Annotated in this window: 13 protein-coding genes and 2 pseudogenes; 8 read left to right on the top strand and 7 right to left on the bottom strand. The window is 68.2% G+C overall.

What is annotated here, in order from left to right; genetic code table 11:
* Nucleotides 1-120 precede the first annotated feature (120 nt).
* The 3 genes from GXP74_RS04885 to GXP74_RS04875 all read left to right on the top strand — a co-directional run bounded on the left by GXP74_RS04885 (nucleotide 121) and on the right by GXP74_RS04875 (nucleotide 3153).
* Nucleotides 121-1323 (top strand): hypothetical protein, encoded by a 1203-nt coding sequence (locus GXP74_RS04885; protein ID WP_182450185.1) that lies wholly within the window; start codon nucleotides 121-123, stop codon nucleotides 1321-1323.
* Nucleotides 1324-1334: 11 nt separating this feature from the next.
* Entirely contained in the window at nucleotides 1335-2549 is a 1215-nt protein-coding gene (locus GXP74_RS04880) for a pyridoxal phosphate-dependent aminotransferase (protein ID WP_182450184.1), read from the top strand.
* A 151-nt stretch (nucleotides 2550-2700) separates the two neighbouring features.
* Nucleotides 2701-3153 carry a hypothetical protein gene (locus GXP74_RS04875; protein ID WP_182450183.1) on the top strand — a complete coding sequence of 151 codons (453 nt, stop codon included), beginning with the start codon at nucleotides 2701-2703 and terminating at the stop codon, nucleotides 3151-3153.
* Between the two features lie 78 nt (nucleotides 3154-3231).
* Here the strand turns inward: GXP74_RS04875 and GXP74_RS04870 are convergent, their stop codons facing one another.
* Nucleotides 3232-5076 (bottom strand): phosphoenolpyruvate carboxykinase (GTP), encoded by a 1845-nt coding sequence (locus GXP74_RS04870; protein WP_182450182.1) that lies wholly within the window; start codon nucleotides 5074-5076, stop codon nucleotides 3232-3234.
* A 247-nt stretch (nucleotides 5077-5323) separates the two neighbouring features.
* Here GXP74_RS04870 and GXP74_RS04865 point away from each other — a divergent pair, with 247 nt between their 5' ends.
* The 3 genes from GXP74_RS04865 to GXP74_RS04855 all read left to right on the top strand — a co-directional run bounded on the left by GXP74_RS04865 (nucleotide 5324) and on the right by GXP74_RS04855 (nucleotide 8655).
* Nucleotides 5324-6043, top strand: a complete 720-nt coding sequence (locus GXP74_RS04865; RefSeq protein WP_182450181.1) for a hemolysin III family protein — start codon at nucleotides 5324-5326, stop codon at nucleotides 6041-6043.
* 219 nt (nucleotides 6044-6262) lie between these two features.
* Entirely contained in the window at nucleotides 6263-7951 is a 1689-nt protein-coding gene (locus GXP74_RS04860; protein WP_182450180.1) for an MFS transporter, read from the top strand.
* Nucleotides 7948-8655, top strand: a complete 708-nt coding sequence (locus GXP74_RS04855; RefSeq protein WP_182450179.1) for a TetR family transcriptional regulator — start codon at nucleotides 7948-7950, stop codon at nucleotides 8653-8655. The genes GXP74_RS04860 and GXP74_RS04855 overlap by 4 nt, the downstream gene beginning before the upstream one ends.
* Here the strand turns inward: GXP74_RS04855 and GXP74_RS04850 are convergent.
* The gene (locus GXP74_RS04850) at nucleotides 8576-10630 is read right to left on the bottom strand and encodes a thioredoxin domain-containing protein (RefSeq protein WP_225447717.1); all 2055 of its coding nucleotides are present in this window, start codon (nucleotides 10628-10630) and stop codon (nucleotides 8576-8578) included. The genes GXP74_RS04855 and GXP74_RS04850 overlap by 80 nt on opposite strands.
* A 694-nt stretch (nucleotides 10631-11324) precedes the next feature.
* Here GXP74_RS04850 and GXP74_RS04845 point away from each other — a divergent pair.
* The gene (locus GXP74_RS04845) at nucleotides 11325-11927 is read left to right on the top strand and encodes a hypothetical protein (protein ID WP_182450177.1); all 603 of its coding nucleotides are present in this window, start codon (nucleotides 11325-11327) and stop codon (nucleotides 11925-11927) included.
* Entirely contained in the window at nucleotides 11920-13032 is a 1113-nt protein-coding gene (locus GXP74_RS04840; RefSeq protein ID WP_182450176.1) for a DUF262 domain-containing protein, read from the top strand. Before GXP74_RS04845 ends, GXP74_RS04840 begins: the two co-directional genes overlap by 8 nt.
* Nucleotides 13033-13178: 146 nt before the next feature.
* Here the strand turns inward: GXP74_RS04840 and GXP74_RS04835 are convergent, their stop codons facing one another.
* From GXP74_RS04835 to GXP74_RS04820, 5 genes and pseudogenes are all read right to left on the bottom strand, one after another.
* The gene (locus GXP74_RS04835; RefSeq protein ID WP_182450175.1) at nucleotides 13179-13718 is read right to left on the bottom strand and encodes a ComF family protein; all 540 of its coding nucleotides are present in this window, start codon (nucleotides 13716-13718) and stop codon (nucleotides 13179-13181) included.
* 248 nt (nucleotides 13719-13966) lie between these two features.
* A complete protein-coding gene (locus GXP74_RS04830; RefSeq protein ID WP_182450174.1) occupies nucleotides 13967-14875 on the bottom strand; it encodes a DNA-processing protein DprA in 909 nt (302 codons plus the stop codon).
* 212 nt (nucleotides 14876-15087) lie between these two features.
* Nucleotides 15088-15222, bottom strand: coding sequence for a hypothetical protein (locus GXP74_RS41405; protein ID WP_255528080.1), 135 nt, complete (start codon nucleotides 15220-15222; stop codon nucleotides 15088-15090).
* 57 nt (nucleotides 15223-15279) lie between these two features.
* A pseudogene (locus tag GXP74_RS04825) lies at nucleotides 15280-15438 on the bottom strand (DUF255 domain-containing protein); the annotation flags it as partial.
* A gap of 106 nt (nucleotides 15439-15544) precedes the next feature.
* Nucleotides 15545-16383 (bottom strand): annotated as a pseudogene (locus GXP74_RS04820) (SAM-dependent methyltransferase).
* Nucleotides 16384-16447 lie beyond the last annotated feature (64 nt).

Here is a 16447-nt window from a genome sequence, read left to right as displayed (position 1 = left end):
CGCGGGGGCCTCTCCCCACCCAGCCTATGTCCGGATTCTGTACCAGCGTCAGAATCAGCCGACAAAACGATGAGTCGCTGTCCAGACCGCGCCTTCCCCCATTAGAGTCCGCGTGTGGCCATGATCGAGCAGCTTTCACCCCGCCTCCGCGACGCCCTCGCCCGACGCGCTGTGCCCTACGCCGGTGGTGCGGCGACGTTGCTGATCGTGCTGCTGATGGGCATGGATTCCATATCACTGCACGTCACCAGCGGCTTCGGGGAACTGCTGATACCCGCGGCCCTGGGCGCACCGACGACGCTCCCGGCGCTGCGCTTCTCGCCGCTCGGCCAGCAGAGCGGGTCGACCGTGGTCTGCGAGGACTTCGCCGCCCTGGTGATGGTGATCATCGTGGTCGCGGTACTCAGCAGGCACGTGCGGACCTACCCCAATTCAAGCCGAATTCACCGGCTGCTCACAGGCTGGGGCTCGCTGGTGGCGGCCGGGGCGGCGGCCGGGTTCTTCCAGGGACTGGTGGTGGCCCGGCTGATCGCGGGCGGCCCGCTGGCCTACTTCGGCTACCCGGTGAGCGGCGCGGTCTTCGGCGTGGCCTGGGCACTGGCGCTGGGCTGGCTGCCCGGCGCGGCGGCGGTGCTGGCAGTGGGCAGCGACCCGGTCCGCCGCGCGCTCGGGCGGCAGTGGGCGGCGGTCGGCCGACCGCTGGTGGCCCGCGGCCGGGCCTCGGCGGCGACCTGGATCGCGGCCCGGGTCGCGGCCGGGCACGCGGCAGCAGCCACCCGCAGAGCCGCCCAGCAAGCAGCCGCCGAGGCGGCGGCAGCAGCTTCCGCAGCGCAGGCGGCGCAGGCGCTGGGCGCCTCCCCGCTCACCGCCGCCACGCCCGCCGCCGACGCCGCGACGTCCACCACCACCGCGTCCACGCCCGCCGCCGGTCCCGCCGCCGCGTCCGTTTCGGCGGCCGGTCCCTCGGATGGCGGAGCGGCGGCCGGTTCCCCGGTTGCTCGCGGTCTGGAGGCCGGGCGGGTGCTGCTGGGCCGGGTCGGGCCCCCGACCGTCCGCCTGCTGCGCGAGTGCCGACGCCTCGGCACCCTCGCCCTGAAGCGGCTCTACGCCCTCGGGGTCCGGCTGGCGGACTGGTCCTGGCTGGTCTGGGACCGTTCGCTGCGCCGGTCCAAGCGGGTCTGGGCGCGCGCGCTGCGCGAAGCGCGCCTGCTGCGCCGGATCCGCCCCGGCGACCTCCGCGCGGTCCGCAGTCTGGGCGATCTGCGGGCGCTTCGGGACGCACGTGGCGAAAAACACGAGGCGTCACGGATAACGACCCCGTAAAGTACCTGGGCATGCAGGTCATCCAGTCCAGCAAGCTCGCCAACGTCTGCTACGACATCCGTGGCCCGATCCTCGACGAGGCCATGCGGCTGGAGGAGATGGGCCACCGGATCCTGAAGCTGAACACCGGGAACCCGGCGCCCTTCGGCTTCGAGGCACCGCCGGAGATCCTGCAGGACATTCTGCGCAACCTCGCCAACGCCCACGGCTACGGCGAGTCCAAGGGCCTCCTCGCCGCGCGCCGCGCGGTGGTGATGCACTACGAGGAGCGCGGGCTGAGCGAGCTGACCGTCGACGACGTCTTCATCGGCAACGGCGTGTCCGAGCTGATCCAGATGTCGATGCAGGCGCTGCTGGACGACGGCGACGAGATCCTGGTACCGGCCCCGGACTACCCGCTGTGGACCGCGTCGGTGAGCCTGGCCGGCGGCACCGCCGTGCACTACCGCTGCGACGAGGAAGCCGACTGGTTCCCGGATCTGGCCGACATCGAGGCGAAGGTCAGCGACCGCACCCGCGGCATCGTGGTGATCAACCCGAACAACCCCACCGGTGCGGTCTACTCGGACGAGCTGCTGCGGGGGATCGCCGAGATCGCCCGGCGGCACAACCTGATCATCTACTCGGACGAGATCTACGACAAGATCCTCTACGACGACGCGACCCACACCTCCACCGCGCTGTTCGCTCCCGACCTGCTCTGCCTGACCTTCAACGGGCTGTCCAAGGCGTACCGGGTCGCCGGTTTCCGCTCCGGCTGGCTGGTCGTCTCCGGTCCCAAGGAGCATGCCCGCAGCTACCTGGAGGGCCTGAACATCCTGGCCAGCATGCGGCTGTGCGCCAACATGCCCGCCCAGCACGCCATCGCGGCGGCGCTCGGCGGTCGCCAGTCGATCAAGGACCTGATCCTCCCGGGCGGGCGGCTGCTGGAACAGCGGGACGCGGCCTGGAAGCTGCTGAACGAGATCCCCGGGGTCTCCTGCGTCAAACCGCGCGGCGCGCTGTACGCCTTCCCGAGGCTCGACCCCAAGGTCTACCCGATCAAGGACGACGCCCAGCTGGTGCTCGACCTGCTCAAGCGGGAGCACATCTACGTGGTCCAGGGCACCGGGTTCAACTGGCCCGACCCGGACCACTTCCGCCTGGTCACCCTGCCCCGGGTGGAGGACCTGACGGACGCGGTCACCCGGATCGGCAGCTTCCTGGAGACCTACGCGCAGGTGTGATGGTCGGCCGACACCGGCGGCAGCACAGCTCGCCCCCCTGGTCACCATGTGGAACGCCACGCAGTTTGGACTGAGTCCAAGTTAAGATGGCTTCACAGACATGCCCGGGTCTCCCTCGTAGCTCCCGGTACTCCAGCCCGCAGGGGGCGAGATGTACGAACAACCCAAGGTCGCGGTCCACGCGCAGCGACGCGCGTCCGCCCGTGCCCACAACAGCAACGCCCACGGCCCCGCCTCGACCCCCGGCGCCGGAGCGGTCCCGCACGCGTCTCCGCTCACCGGGCACCTGGCCGCACTGGTCTCGGCGACCGAGGCGGTGCGCCAGGCCGCCGAGAGCCCCGAGCAGCGCGCCGAACTCGACGCGGCCCTGGCGGGACTCCACGCCCGCCTGGCCGCCCTGGCCCCGGCCGGGGCAGTACCGGCGCAGACCACGGGCGGGGTGATCGGCAGGCCCGGTGGCAGCCGCCTGGCCATGGCGCACGAGCACGCGCACGCCCTGGCCGGACGGCTGCTGGTGGTCGCGGCGGCCCAGCAGGACACGGTCACCGCGATGCTGGCCTGCCGCCGCATGGATGCCCACGCGGCGGCCCGCTCAGCGCTGTAGCGTCTCCGCCGCAGCTGCCCTGCCCTGCCCTGCCCTGCCCTGCCCACCACGGCTAACACCGGGCGCCGTCGTCCGGAATCAGCCGAGACGGTCGACCAGTCCGCGGTACTCGTCCCACAGCTCCTTCGGCGTGTGCTCGCCGAAGAGCTCCAGGTGGGCGGGGATCAGCGCGGCCTCCTGCCGCCAGATCTCCGGATCCACGCTGAGCAGCAGCTCCAGGTCGTCGGCGCTGATCTCCAGCCCGTCCAGGTCCAGCGCCTCGCGGGTCGGCAGCACGCCGATGGGGCTGTCGACGCCCTCGGCCCGGCCCTGCAAACGCTCGACGATCCACTTGAGCACCCGGCTGTTCTCACCGAAGCCCGGCCAGACGAACTTGCCGTCGGCGTTCTTGCGGAACCAGTTGACGTAGTAGATCTTCGGGAGCTTGGCGGCGTCCGCCTCCCGCCCGAGCTTCACCCAGTGGCTGAAGTAGTCGCCCATGTTGTAGCCGCAGAACGGCAGCATGGCGAAGGGGTCGCGGCGCAGCTCACCGACGGTCCCCTCGGCGGCGGCCGTCTTCTCGCTGGCGACGTTGGCGCCGAGGAAGACGCCGTGCTGCCAGTCGAAGGACTCGGTGACCAGCGGGACCGCGCTGGCGCGGCGTCCGCCGAAGAGGATCGCCGAGATCGGCACCCCGGCCGGGTCCTCCCACTCCGGGGCGATGATCGGGCACTGCGAGGCGGGGACGGTGAACCGGGCGTTGGGGTGCGCCGCCGGGGTGGCCGACGCGGGCGTCCAGTCGTTGCCGCGCCAGTCGGTGAGGTGGGCCGGGGGCTCCGCGGTCAGGCCCTCCCACCAGACATCGCCGTCGTCGGTGAGGGCGACGTTGGTGAAGACCGTGTTGCCCCACATGGCGTCGATGGCGTTGGCGTTGGTGTCGGCGCCGGTGCCGGGGGCGACCCCGAAGAAGCCGAACTCCGGGTTGATGGCGTAGAGACGGCCGTCCGCGCCGAAGCGCATCCAGGCGATGTCGTCGCCGATGGTCTCGACCTTCCAGCCCGGGATGGTGGGCTGGAGCATCGCCAGGTTGGTCTTGCCGCAGGCGCTGGGGAAGGCCGCGGTGACGTACACCGGCTCAGCGCCCTCACCGGCGGGCGGGGTGAGCTTGAGGATGAGCATGTGCTCGGCCAGCCAGCCCTCGTCCCGGGCCATGGTCGAGGCGATGCGCAGGGCATAGCACTTCTTGCCCAGCAGCGCGTTGCCGCCGTAGCCGGAGCCGTACGACCAGATCTCGCGGGTCTCCGGGTAGTGCGAGATGTACTTGGTGGTGTTGCAGGGCCACGGCACGTCGGCCTCGCCCTCGGCCAGCGGCGCGCCGAGGGTGTGCACGGCCTTGACGAACTCGCCGTCCTCGCCGAGGTGGTCCAGCACGGCCTGACCCATCCGGGTCATGGTGCGCATGGAGACCGCGACGTACGCGGAGTCGGTGATCTCGACGCCGCACGCGGCGAGAGGCGATCCCACGGGGCCCATGCTGAAGGGCACGACATACATGGTCCGACCGCGCATCGACCCGGCGAAGAGTCCGCTCCTGCCGTCCGCGCCGGTGAAGATCGCCCGCATCTCGGCAGGCGCCTTCCAGTTGTTGGTCGGGCCCGCGTCCTGCTCCCGCTCGGAGCAGATGAAGGTGCGGTCCTCGACTCGGGCGACGTCGCTCGGGTCGGAGGCCGCATAGTAGGAATTGGGGCGCTTCTCGGGGTTGAGCTTGCGGAAGGTTCCCTTGTCGACGAGGAGTTCGCACAGGCGCTGGTACTCGGCTTCAGAGCCGTCGCACCACTCGATCCGGTCCGGCTGGGTGAGCTCTGCGATCTCCTGGACCCAGGTCAGCAGCCGTTTGTGCTGTGTGGGCGCAGGTGTGCTCAGGGCAGAGTTCTCGTACGGCACGATCGCTCCGTTTCACGCCGAATCGTCCTTGATCCGGCGGCGGGGGTTGAGGGTCTTCGCAGCCTAACGCCGATGTCTGCAAACCGACATACTGCCCCTTGCGGTGTGCTAGTGACCCGGACCACACATTCTGCGGTCCGGGGAGTGACTTGTCCGGAAATACCTGAGGTCAGCAGCGCTCGCGCGTGACGATTCACACGCGGCCCACACCTCCTACCAGCAAGTAACCTACGGTTCCGTAGGTAGCATGTCGGCAACGACCGCCGAGGAGGCCGCCTTGCCCGTCCCCGACAACGCCGTTCCCGCCCTCACTGCTTCGGCGGTGACGCCACTCAAGCCCAAACTGCGGGGATGGCTGCACGCGGGAATGTTCCCCGCGTCCGTCGCCGCCGGGATCGTGCTGATCTGCCTGGCCAACTCAACCCAGGCCAGGATCGCCTGCGCGGTCTATTCGGCCTCGGCCTGGATGCTGTTCGGCATCAGCGCGGTCTACCACCGCTTCACCTGGGGCCCGCGCGGCGAGGCGGTGCTGCGGCGGCTGGACCACAGCAACATCTTCCTGATCATCGCCGGCAGCTACACGCCGTTCACGATCCTGCTGCTCAGCGGCGGCCGACAGCACCTGCTGCTGTGGCTGGTCTGGATCGGCGCACTGGCCGGAATCGCCTTCCGGGTGTTCTGGGTCGGCGCACCGCGCTGGCTCTACACCCCGTGCTACATCGCCCTCGGCTGGGCGGCGGTGTTCTTCCTGCCCGACTTCCTGCGGACCGGCGGCGTGGCCGTGGTGGTGCTGCTGGTGGTCGGCGGCCTGCTCTACAGCGCGGGCGGGGTGGTCTACGGCCTCAAACGGCCCAACCCCTCCCCCCGCTGGTTCGGCTTCCACGAGGTGTTCCACCTGTGCACGCTGGCGGCGTTCATCGTGCAGTACATCGGAGTCTCGATCGTGGCCTACACGGCCGTCGGCTGACCGCACCGCCTCACGCACCATCGCTTCACCGACCGTCGCTTCGACTGTCGCTTCACCGACCTTCGCCTCGCAGACCACGGCTCCACCTCCGCTCGATCCGCGCCCTTCCCCGATCCGGGGGAGGGCGCTTCTTCATGCTCGCGTTCCATGCTCGCGCTTGACAGCCTCCACCAAATGGTAGTTACTGTCAATAGACACAGACTTCCACGGAGGATCGCCATGACCGCCGCGTCCCGCCACAGCTCTGCCCCGCCGTCCGCCCCCACTCCACCGGCCACGGTCGCTCCGACCGCCGACCCGCCCCCGGTCGCCCGGCGCTGGTGGGCGCTCGCCGCCATCTGCCTGAGCGTCCTGGTGCTCGGCTTCGACGGCACCGTGCTCAACGTCGCCCTGCCCGACATGGCCGTCCAGCTGCACGCCGGAACCAGCCAGCTCCAGTGGATCGTCGACGCCTACCTGGTGGTCTTCGCCGCCGCGATGCTTCCGGCCGGGCTGCTCGGGGACCGCTTCGGCCGCCGCAAACTGCTGATCGCCGGGCTCACCCTGTTCGCCGCCGCCTCGGTCGTCGGCACGCTCACCGACTCCGCCGGCACCCTGATCGCGGTCCGGGCGGTGATGGGCCTCGGCGCGGCCTTCATCATGCCGCTGGGGATGTCGATCATCCCCAGCCTCTTCCCCCCGGCCGAGCGGGCCCGGGCCGTCGCCGTGATGACCGCCGGGATGGCCATCGGCATGCCGCTCGGACCGATCATCGGCGGCCTGCTGCTCACCCACTTCTGGTGGGGCTCGATCTTCCTGATCAACATCCCGCTGATCGCCGTCGGCATCGCCGCCCTGCTGCTGCTCGTGCCCGAGTCGCGCAACCCGGCCGTCCCCCGGGTCGACGCCGTCAGCGCCGCCTTCGGCGTCGGCGGCCTGGCGGCGCTCACCTACGGCATCATCCAGGGGCCCGCGGACGGCTGGGGCAGCGCCTCGGTCGTCGGCTGCCTGGCCGCCGCCGTCCTCCTGCTCACCGGCCTCATCCTGCGCGAACGCACCCAGACCGACCCGATGCTGGACTTCACGCTGCTGCGCAATCCGGTCTACCGCTGGAACGCGCTGGCCACGGTGCTGGTCACCTTCGTACTGGTCGGCGCGCTGTTCGTGCTGCCGCAGTACCTCCAGTCGGTGCTCGGCAACAGCGCGCTCGGCACCGGGGTGCGGCTGATGCCGCTGATGGGCGGGCTGCTGGTGGCGGCCCGGATATCGGAGCGGCTGGTGGCCAGGCTGGCCGTGCGCGGCGTGGTCACCACCGGGCTGCTGCTGGTGGCCGCCTCCATGTTCCTGGGCGCCGGTACCAGCGTCACCGACGGCTACGGCTGGACCGCGCTCTGGCTCAGCATCCTCGGCCTGGGCATGGGCTTCACGATGGTCCCGGCGATGGGCGCGGCCATGGCCGTGCTGCCGGAGGACCGCGCCGGGGTCGGCTCGGGGCTGCTACAGACGCTGCGCCAGTGCGCCAGCGCCATCGGAGTGGCGCTGCTCGGCAGCCTGCTCCTCAGCGACTACACCGGCCGACTGCACACCACCGGGCTGCCACCGGCCGCCGCCCACGAGGCGCGGGGTTCCGTCTCCGCCGCCCAGGCTGTCGCCGACCAGCTGCACGACGCCGCGCTGGCTGTCTCCGCACACGGCGCCTTCGTGCACGGGATGGCCACGGTGCTGCTGATCTGCGGAATCGCCGCCGCCCTCTCCGCCCTCCTGATCGCTCTCAGGATGCCCGGCGACGCGCCGCACGCCGCCGGTACCACGGGCACCACGGACACCACCGGCGCCGCCGACCAGGTGGACGGCCGCGACGCCCAGGCGATACCAGGCGTCAGGACAGTCGCGAACGCACCGGCCGATCCCGGACAATCGGTGGTATGACCTCTGCGCCACCGCCGATTCCAGCGGCCGACATCGAAGAAGTCCTCGCCGCTCCGCTCGGCCTGCGCGAGCGCAAGAAGCTGAAGACCCGCCGGGCGATCCGCGCGGCGGCCTTCAGGCGCTTCGCCGCCCAGGGGTACGAGGGCACCACCGTCGACCAGATCGCGGCCGACGCCGATGTCTCGCCCAGCACCTTCTTCCGCTACTTCCCCACCAAGGAAGACCTGGTCATCACGGACGACTACGACCCGATCATGGAGGCCGAACTCCGCTCCCGGCCTACCGACGAGTCCATCCTGGAATCCCTCCTCCAGGCCATGGTCCAGCCGCTGCGCGCAGTACTGGCGAACGAACGCGAGGACCTGCTGCTGCGGGCACGGCTGCTCCAGGGGAACCCCGCGGTACGCGCCCGCAGCCACGTCGAGATGAACCGCACCCGGGAGATGCTGCTGCGGGTGTTCGCCGAGCGAACCGGCGGAACACCGGAGGATCTGGGCCTGCGGGTCCAGATCGCCGCCCTGCAGGCGGTCAGCGGCGAGACCGTCGAGTACTGGGCGGAGCACGAGGGCAAGGACGACCTGATCCAGTTGCTGGAACAGGCCCTGGGCGCGATCGCCACCGGTCTTACTCCACCCGCTCCCACTCCGACCGCTGCAGTTTCGCCGCGAGAGCGGCCGCGTCGCTCACGGGGTTGTCGCAAGTGAAGTGACGGCAGACGTAAGCGGTGGGGCGTCCGGCCAGCAGCGGCCGGTCGGCCAGCAGCGCGACGGCCGTCCCACCGGGCTCGCCGACAGCCACCACCGCTCCCGGGGCGGTGGCCAGCAGCGCGGTCCGGTGCAGCTCAGCAGTCGCCGGGTCGTCGGCCGGGCCGACGACGGCGATCTCACGCGGGCCGTCGATCAGCGCCTCGGCGATGGCGAGGCCCCAGCCGATGAAGCGCGGAGCGCGCGGGCCGAGCGCGGTGACGACGCCGAGCCCCGCCTCCGCCGCCTCCCGGTGGCGGGCGGAGCCGGTCAGCGCCGCATAGCCGAGCAGCGCGCCGACGGCGGCCGTCCAGCCGGAGGGGGCCGCGTTGTCGGTCGGATCCTGCGGCCGCCGGATCAGCTTTTCGGCGTCAACTGCGGTGTCGTAGAAGGATCCTGATGCTTCGTCGAAGAAGTACTCCAGCACCGTGTCCAGCAGCAGCCCGCTGCGGCTGAGCCAGGTCGGATCGCCGGTGACCGAGTACAGCGCCAGGAAGCCCTCGGCGGTGTCGGCGTAGTCCTCCAGCACGCCCGCGTTGGCTCCGGCGCGGCCGTCGCGCGAGGTACGCAGCAGCCGTCCGTCATCGCCGAGATGCACCGACGCCAGCAACTCGGCTGCGGCAAGCGCCGCTTCGAGGTAGTCAGGGCGGTCGAGCAGCGCCCCGGTCTCCGCGAGCGCGGCGACCGCGAGACCGTTCCAAGCCGCAACGATCTTGTCGTCGCGGCCCGGGCGGGGCCGCTCCGCGCGCGCGGCCAGCAACCGGGCCCGGACAGCGGCGAACCAGACCGGATCGGTACCGTCGTCGCCGTCCGGCAGCTGGAGTACCGACGAGCCGTGCTCGAAGGTCCCCTCGCTGGTCACCGCGAACACGGCCGCGGCCCGAGCGCCGTCCTCGGGACCGAGGACGGCCGCGAGTTGGGCAGGCGTCCAGGCGTAGAAGGCGCCCTCCTGGTTCCGGCCGTCCGGACCGAGGCTGTCGGCATCCAGCGCGGATGCGAAACCACCCTCCGACGTGCGGAGTTCCGCGAGCAGGAAGTCCGCCGTCTCCACCGCCACCCGCCGAGCCAGCCCGGAACCTGTGGCCCGCCACAGGTGCAGGTAGACCCGCAGCAACAGGGCATTGTCGTACAGCATTTTCTCGAAGTGCGGGACCACCCACCCCGCGTCCACCGAGTAGCGGGCGAACCCGCCGCCGAGTTGGTCGTACATACCGCCCAGGGCCATCGCCGCGCAGGTCTGCTCGACCATCCGCAGCGCCACCGCCGAACCGGTCGCGGCGTGGTGCCGGAGCAGGAACTCCAGCACCATCGACGGCGGGAACTTCGGCGCGCCGCCGAAGCCGCCGCGCTCGTCGTCGAACTCCCGGCCGAGCACCCGCACCGCCTCGCTCAGCTCCGCCTCCGTCGGCGGCCGCTGACCGGCCGCACCATAGACGTCCCCGCGCCCCGCCAGATCGGCGGTGATCCGCGCGGACACCTCGGCCACTTCCTCCCGCCGGTCCCGCCACGCGGCCTGGACCCCCTCCAGCACCTGCCGGAACGACGGCATCCCGTGCCGAGGCGCGGGCGGGAAGTAGGTCCCGAAGTAGAACGGCTCACCCCCGGCGGTGAGGAACACCGTCATCGGCCAGCCGCCCTGCCCGGTGGCCGCCTGCACCGCCTCCATGTACACCGCATCCACATCAGGCCGCTCCTCCCGGTCCACCTTGACCGAAACGAAGTGCTCATTGACGTACGCGGCAGTCGCCTCGTCCTCGAAGCTCTCATGTGCCATCACATGACACCAGTGGCAGGCGGCGTAGCCGACCGACAGCAGTACTGGCACATCCCGCCGCCGAGCCTCCTCGAACGCCTCCGGCCCCCAGGGCCACCAGTCGACCGGGTTCTCGGCGTGCTGAAGCAGATACGGCGAGGTCGTGCCACCCAAGCGGTTCACATTGATCACCTTCTCATGCCGGTTCAAGCGAACCGGCGCATCAGGGCGGTTGCAAGTCCTGGGGTCGTGCGGGTTGGTCGGACGGTCACCAGTGGGGCATAACCAGGGCATGCACGAGCCGTGCCGCAGTAGCCGAGGCGGTGCCGCCTGAGGTGCGGAACCCCCGCAGGCAGGGATACACAGGCCAGCTACTCGGCGTATAACTTCTGTTGTAGCTGATCCAATGTGAGAGCGTCGGGGGTCCGCCACAGGGTCCATCCACTGCCCGCCGCCTGGCAACGCATCGAGGCCCTCCGCATGCTCGATCAACATCGCCGCCGCCGACCCCGCAACACCAGGAGGGAGAAGACAGCAACACCCCCACTCGCTGAAGCCGACCTCCACCCTCGGCAACACGCAGCCGATAGATCCAACTGCCACGAAACGGCCATCCCAGTCGAGCCCCTCACACCGGTGCGCGCATGTGAGTGATCGAAACTGGCGGGCCAGCAGCGGTGTCGATCAGTATCGAGAGACCGATCGGATAGATCTGCACCTGGAGTATGACGAAACGCGGTACTGTTCATGCACGATTTCCTGGGAGACCACGCAGTCAAGGCGACGGCCCGAACTGCATCACCTTCAACTTGGTGCGGCGCAGGTGTAATGACCGTAGCACTTGCACGCTAATTTCGATACTCACCAAGGGGATACGATGAACGATGCTTCAGGGCTACCTGAATTCTGGAAGGAGTTCAGTTCACTGGGACGGGAAGTTGATTTCTTTGTGACGGCCAGGCTATTCGACGGAACTCCTGCGGCTTGGCCCCAAGAGCTCAGCTACATCAGATGGAGGCATCTCGTTGCGACCGAGCTAGGCGTTGATCCAATGGCTGTGCAACTGGTCGGCAGTGCTCGCCTTGGCTATTCCTTGAATCCAAAGAAGAACTTCAGGAAGTTCCACAGCGGCTCGGACCTAGATATTGCAGTTATCTCGCCGGAACTATTTGACAGAGCCTGGAGGGAACTTCGGAGAATAATCGCTGAGAAAATATTTCCAAACCGCACCAAGGACTACTTGCGGAAGCTTGTTTTCGAGGAATGTATCGCCCTTGATATCGTACTGCCTCGACTGTCCTTCGGTGAGCAATGGTCCCGATCAAGAGATATCTTTATCCAGGACCTCGGCGAGACCTTCAGCAACTGCGAGGTAAACTATCGACTATATCGCAACCACGGGTCACTCCGAAATTATCAAGTAAAAAGCGTTAATATCGCAAGAGATCGTGCAATCGAGGAGGGCGTAGATCATGGCTGATCACGGGCTCAAGTTCGAGATCGAGTCGAAAACGGTGGCAGAGTTCCGATCACTGGATAAATCTGGCGAGCTAATCCTCCAGCCTGAGTATCAGCGCCAGGCCGTCTGGCCCGAACGCGCCAAGGTGTCCCTGATGGAAACCATCCTACTCGGGTATCCGATTCCGGAGATCTACCTCGCATATGAGACATCACCAGAAGGGGAGCAAACTGCATCCGTTGTCGACGGCCAGCAGCGCCTCACCTCCCTGCTAGAATTCCTAACCAATAAATTCCCACTGGACGGACTGGAAGACGAGAAGCTAAGCAAGAGTTTCGAAGGAAAGTTCTTCAGGGAACTTCCCGACGATGTCCGCCAAGAGTTCTTCCAGTACCGCTTCCCGATTCGGCGCCTTTCCAATCTCGCCGACGAGTTTGTGCGTGCAGTTTTCGCTCGTGTCAACAGGGTCAATATGGTCCTCACGGAGCAGGAGCTGCGAAATGCCCTGCTGCCCGGCCCATTCAATGATTTCCTCAAAGACTGCGCAGCTCACCCAATCAGCGAAACGTCGGGCGTTTTCAGTGGCGAGCGGCGCAAGCGAGGAGGCGACCTTGAATTCTATGCGGAGGTCTTCGGCACCTGTATCTTCGGGCTATCCAACAAAAAAACTGAGCTCGACGAACGATATGACACGATCTCTGCAGATTTCGAGGACTATCAGGATCGCTCGGTAGAGTTTCTGGAGCTGCTAACAATCCTCGGCGAAACCATCAAATGGGTCGGCCGGACCAGATGGTCGAACATCGTCGACATGTTCACACTGCTACATGCCTCTTGGCAGTTGCGCGAAGAGCTCCGCAGCGCAAGCGTGACAGAAAGGGCGCAGATTCGGGATCTTCTGGACTTTTTCCAGCGTGCCGTATCATCAAAGAAACGCAACGGAGAGAATGGGGAATCTGCTAGCGCGGTAACTTCCCTTGCAGCTGCGCTCGGCATTACTGTCGAGGAGGTCGAGAAGATCATTGAAGAATACACCTCGGGTATTCGAAATTCGTCCGACCTGAGCTCGCGTCGAATTCGCTCTTATCAATTGACGCGCATTCTTTCAATGAAACTCAAGGGTTGACCTATCTGAAATTCACACTTCCATGTTGCGGGATACGCAATGTCGTGTTTTCTCTTGCTCGCCAACCACATACTTGGCCAGGCTCGTTGCTCAGAGATTTTTGTCTATCTGCTCACGGCAGAGACCACAGACTCGCGCCCATAGCGTCAGCATTCGGCATGCCCGCCCACCGGGCAGGCCGTGACGTCGTAAGGACGGGCGAGCTGCTCGGCGATGAAAATACCGTTCGTTCCCCAGTCCGGACGCAGGCGGCGGGCGAGCACCAGGCCCGTCACGTGTGCCGCGCCTGCCTGTCGCAGGACTGCTGTTGCGGACTGGAGATGACTACCGGTCACCCAGGTGTCGTCGACGAGTACGATATGACGACCACGGACCACGCCCGTATCGCCCACGTCGAAGTAGTCGGGCTGGAAGGCCCTCCGCTGATCACGGTCTCCCCGATCCGCCGTGGACGCGGCCAGCGGGACGGCTTGAACGCCCGGCAGCAGGTAGTCCACGAGGGCTTGGAGCGGATGCGGCAACGGCCGGCCGCTGAGCGAGGGCACCATCGCGAAAGCATCGACCGGCCCGGCCGGTCCGGCGTCCAGACAGGCGCGGTGCATCAGGCCGAAGTACGCAGCCAGCCCCGCCGCCCGCATCCACGAGGGGTTCGTCGGACCCGATGCAGCGGCCTTGTAGCGGTGCATGTCCCAATCCGACTGACGGGCCGCTACCGAGTACGCCGCGAAAACGACACGGTCCGCCGTCGGCACCCCCAGAGCCTCTGCCTTCCGAGCATGGGACGCGCAGGTAGCGCACCGTGATCCGCCGCCGACAAGGGGTTCAGCACACACCTCACAGATGCCGTGAACGGATCGGACCGGAGCAAGGAAGTGATCGACGAACCTGGTTCGGGAGATGATCTCGGCGGCACGCGCCTCCCTGGGGTCACCCGTCACGGCAGGTCGACGAGATCCCGCAGCAGGCGGTCAACGTCCGACGGGCGGCGAACGATGTCGTCCAGCATTCCCAGGACACAGTCCACATCCTCCGCGACATGGACGTCGGGCCGGTCCAGCAGTTCATGCGCCCAGTCGTTCCCGTTGAGAACGGAGCGGAGCAGGATCACCGGACGGCCGTGCTCGACTGCCTTACGCGCCTGGATGCGCGTACCGCTACGCGGGCCGGCCGCCACGATCACCGTGGCCAGGCTGTACGCCGACATCGTGCCGTTCCGGCGCGGGAAGGTCGTCTTCGACGGCGGAGTGTCTGGCCAGAACGGGGAGAGCACCAGTCCCGAGGCAACGACTCGCCGATGCAGCCCGAGGTTCTCCGGCGGGTAGGCGTGGTAAACGCCGGTACCGATCACGCCGACCGCGCGGCCACCCGCTTCTAGTGCGGCCGCCGTCGCCGCCGTGTCGATACCCGATGCAAGGCCGGACACCACGCTCAGCTTGCGCGCGACCAGCCCGCGGGCGATGGCGCCCGCATCGGCCAGCGCCTGGGGCGAGGCCTGACGCGAGCCAACCACCGCCACTCCCGCATCATCGGGCTGCACCGCACCACGGGTGAAAACCAACCCCGGCGCATCGAAGGCGCTACTCAGCTGCTGCGGGTAGTCCGGCTCGGTCAGCGTATGCACCCCAATGCCCTGCGCCGCCCAGCGTTCCAGTTCCGCGCGGGCAGCAGGAAGCTCCTCGTCAGCAGTACCACCAAACAGCGAAGGCGGCTCCTTCCCCAGAAGCCGCCAAGCACCGCCGACCTCCACTACCCGCGCCACAACCTCCTGCTCCTGCCGCTCCGTGCGGGCACGGCGAAGCAGCACGACCATCGCCGCTCGCTCATCTCCCCAGTGCTCCTGCATACCCCCGACGATACTGCCCACCCCCGACAAGACCACGGCCAATCGTCCAGTCCGTGCCCCGCGCCCACCCTGCGTGATCGTCGGCAATGGACACCCGGCCTGCCTCATACGCTGACGCCCCGCCCGGGCCCCCGGCAGCTCGGAGCAGTCCTCTCACGGTGCCGCCGGGCGAACCTGCAAACGCGCCCGGCGAGCTACCCGGAGACGTGACCCTACTCCGGCTTCTCCACGCCCAACAGCGCGAGGCTGCACTCCCACTTCTCCGCAGACCAGTCAGGCGAGAGGGCGAGCTGCTCCTCCGCCCAGACGTCGATCCTCGCATCCCAGTCGTCACTGCTGGCACCCACAGCGCTACCACCTGCCATAGCACCAGGTCAGAAGCTCATGCTTCGGTGCTTACACTGACACCAGTGACAAGCGGCATACCCGACCGACAGCAGTACTGGCACATCCCGCCGCCGAGCCTCCTCGAACGCCTCCGGCCCCCAGGGCCACCAGTCGACCGGGTTCTCGGCGTGCTGAAGCAGATACGGCGAGGTCGTGCCACCCAAGCGGTTCGTCATGCGACCATCCTCGCCCACCGGAGAGAGCGGGGCCTGTTGCGGCCCGGCCGTTCCCGCTCATCGGCGACCTTCTGGGAGGCGTCTGGCAGCGTCGAAGGACGGTTGGCTACTTCTTGATGCCGACGCCTGCGTAGAAGGACACCTGGGCGTCGGTCGCGGTGATGTCCAGGCCGTCGACGCCGGTGCCGTCCGGGTCCCAGCGGTGCGCGGTGGTGATGCCCGGTCGCAGCAGCTCCAGGCCCTCGAAGAACGAGCCGAACTCGGTGCGGGACCGGAGCCGGAGCGTGGTGCCGACCTGGTTGTAGATCTCCTGCACCTTCGGCGCGCCCTCCGGGTCCAGGTCTGCCGTCGCATGCGAGAGGACCAGCGCCGAACCCGGCGGCAGCGGCTTGAGCAGCGCGTTCACCAGGCCGAGCGCCTCGTCCAGGTCGGGGACGAAGTGCAGCAGCGCGACCATCGACAGCACCACCGGCTGCCCGAGGTCGAGCGCCTCCGTCAGCTGCGGGTCGCCGAGGATCGCGTCCAGGTCGCGCACGTCGCCGTGGATGTAGGCGGTCCGGCCCTGCGGGGTGCTGGTCATCAGCGCGCGGGAGTGCGCGAGCACGACCGGGTCGTTGTCGACGTAGACCACGCGTGCCTCCGGCGCCACCCCTGCGCGACCTCGTGCAGGTTCGGGGAGGTGGGGATGCCGGTGCCGATGTCCAGCCACTGCCGCAGCCCGCGCTCCGCCAGCGCGCGGGTCGCCCGGCGCATGAACGAGCGGTTCGCGCGTACCGCCAACCTCATGTTGGGGAACACCTCAAGCACGCGCTCGGCCGCCTCGCGGTCCACCGCGTAGTGGTCCTTGCCGCCGAGGAAGTAGTCGTACATGCGGGCGCTGTGCGGTACGTCCTGCCGGATGCGGGCGCTGAACGGTTGGTCCTGCCCCAGGTCGTCCGTGCTCATCCGTACACTCCCCATCTCCCTTACCCGGCAGCCCGGATGAGCGAGAGTGTATTCAACTTCCCGG

The organism is Streptacidiphilus sp. P02-A3a (genome assembly GCF_014084105.1).
Classification (GTDB): domain Bacteria; phylum Actinomycetota; class Actinomycetes; order Streptomycetales; family Streptomycetaceae; genus Streptacidiphilus.
Note: the sequence above shows the minus strand (reverse complement) of the source record. Positions and strands in the feature narration are given on the sequence as shown.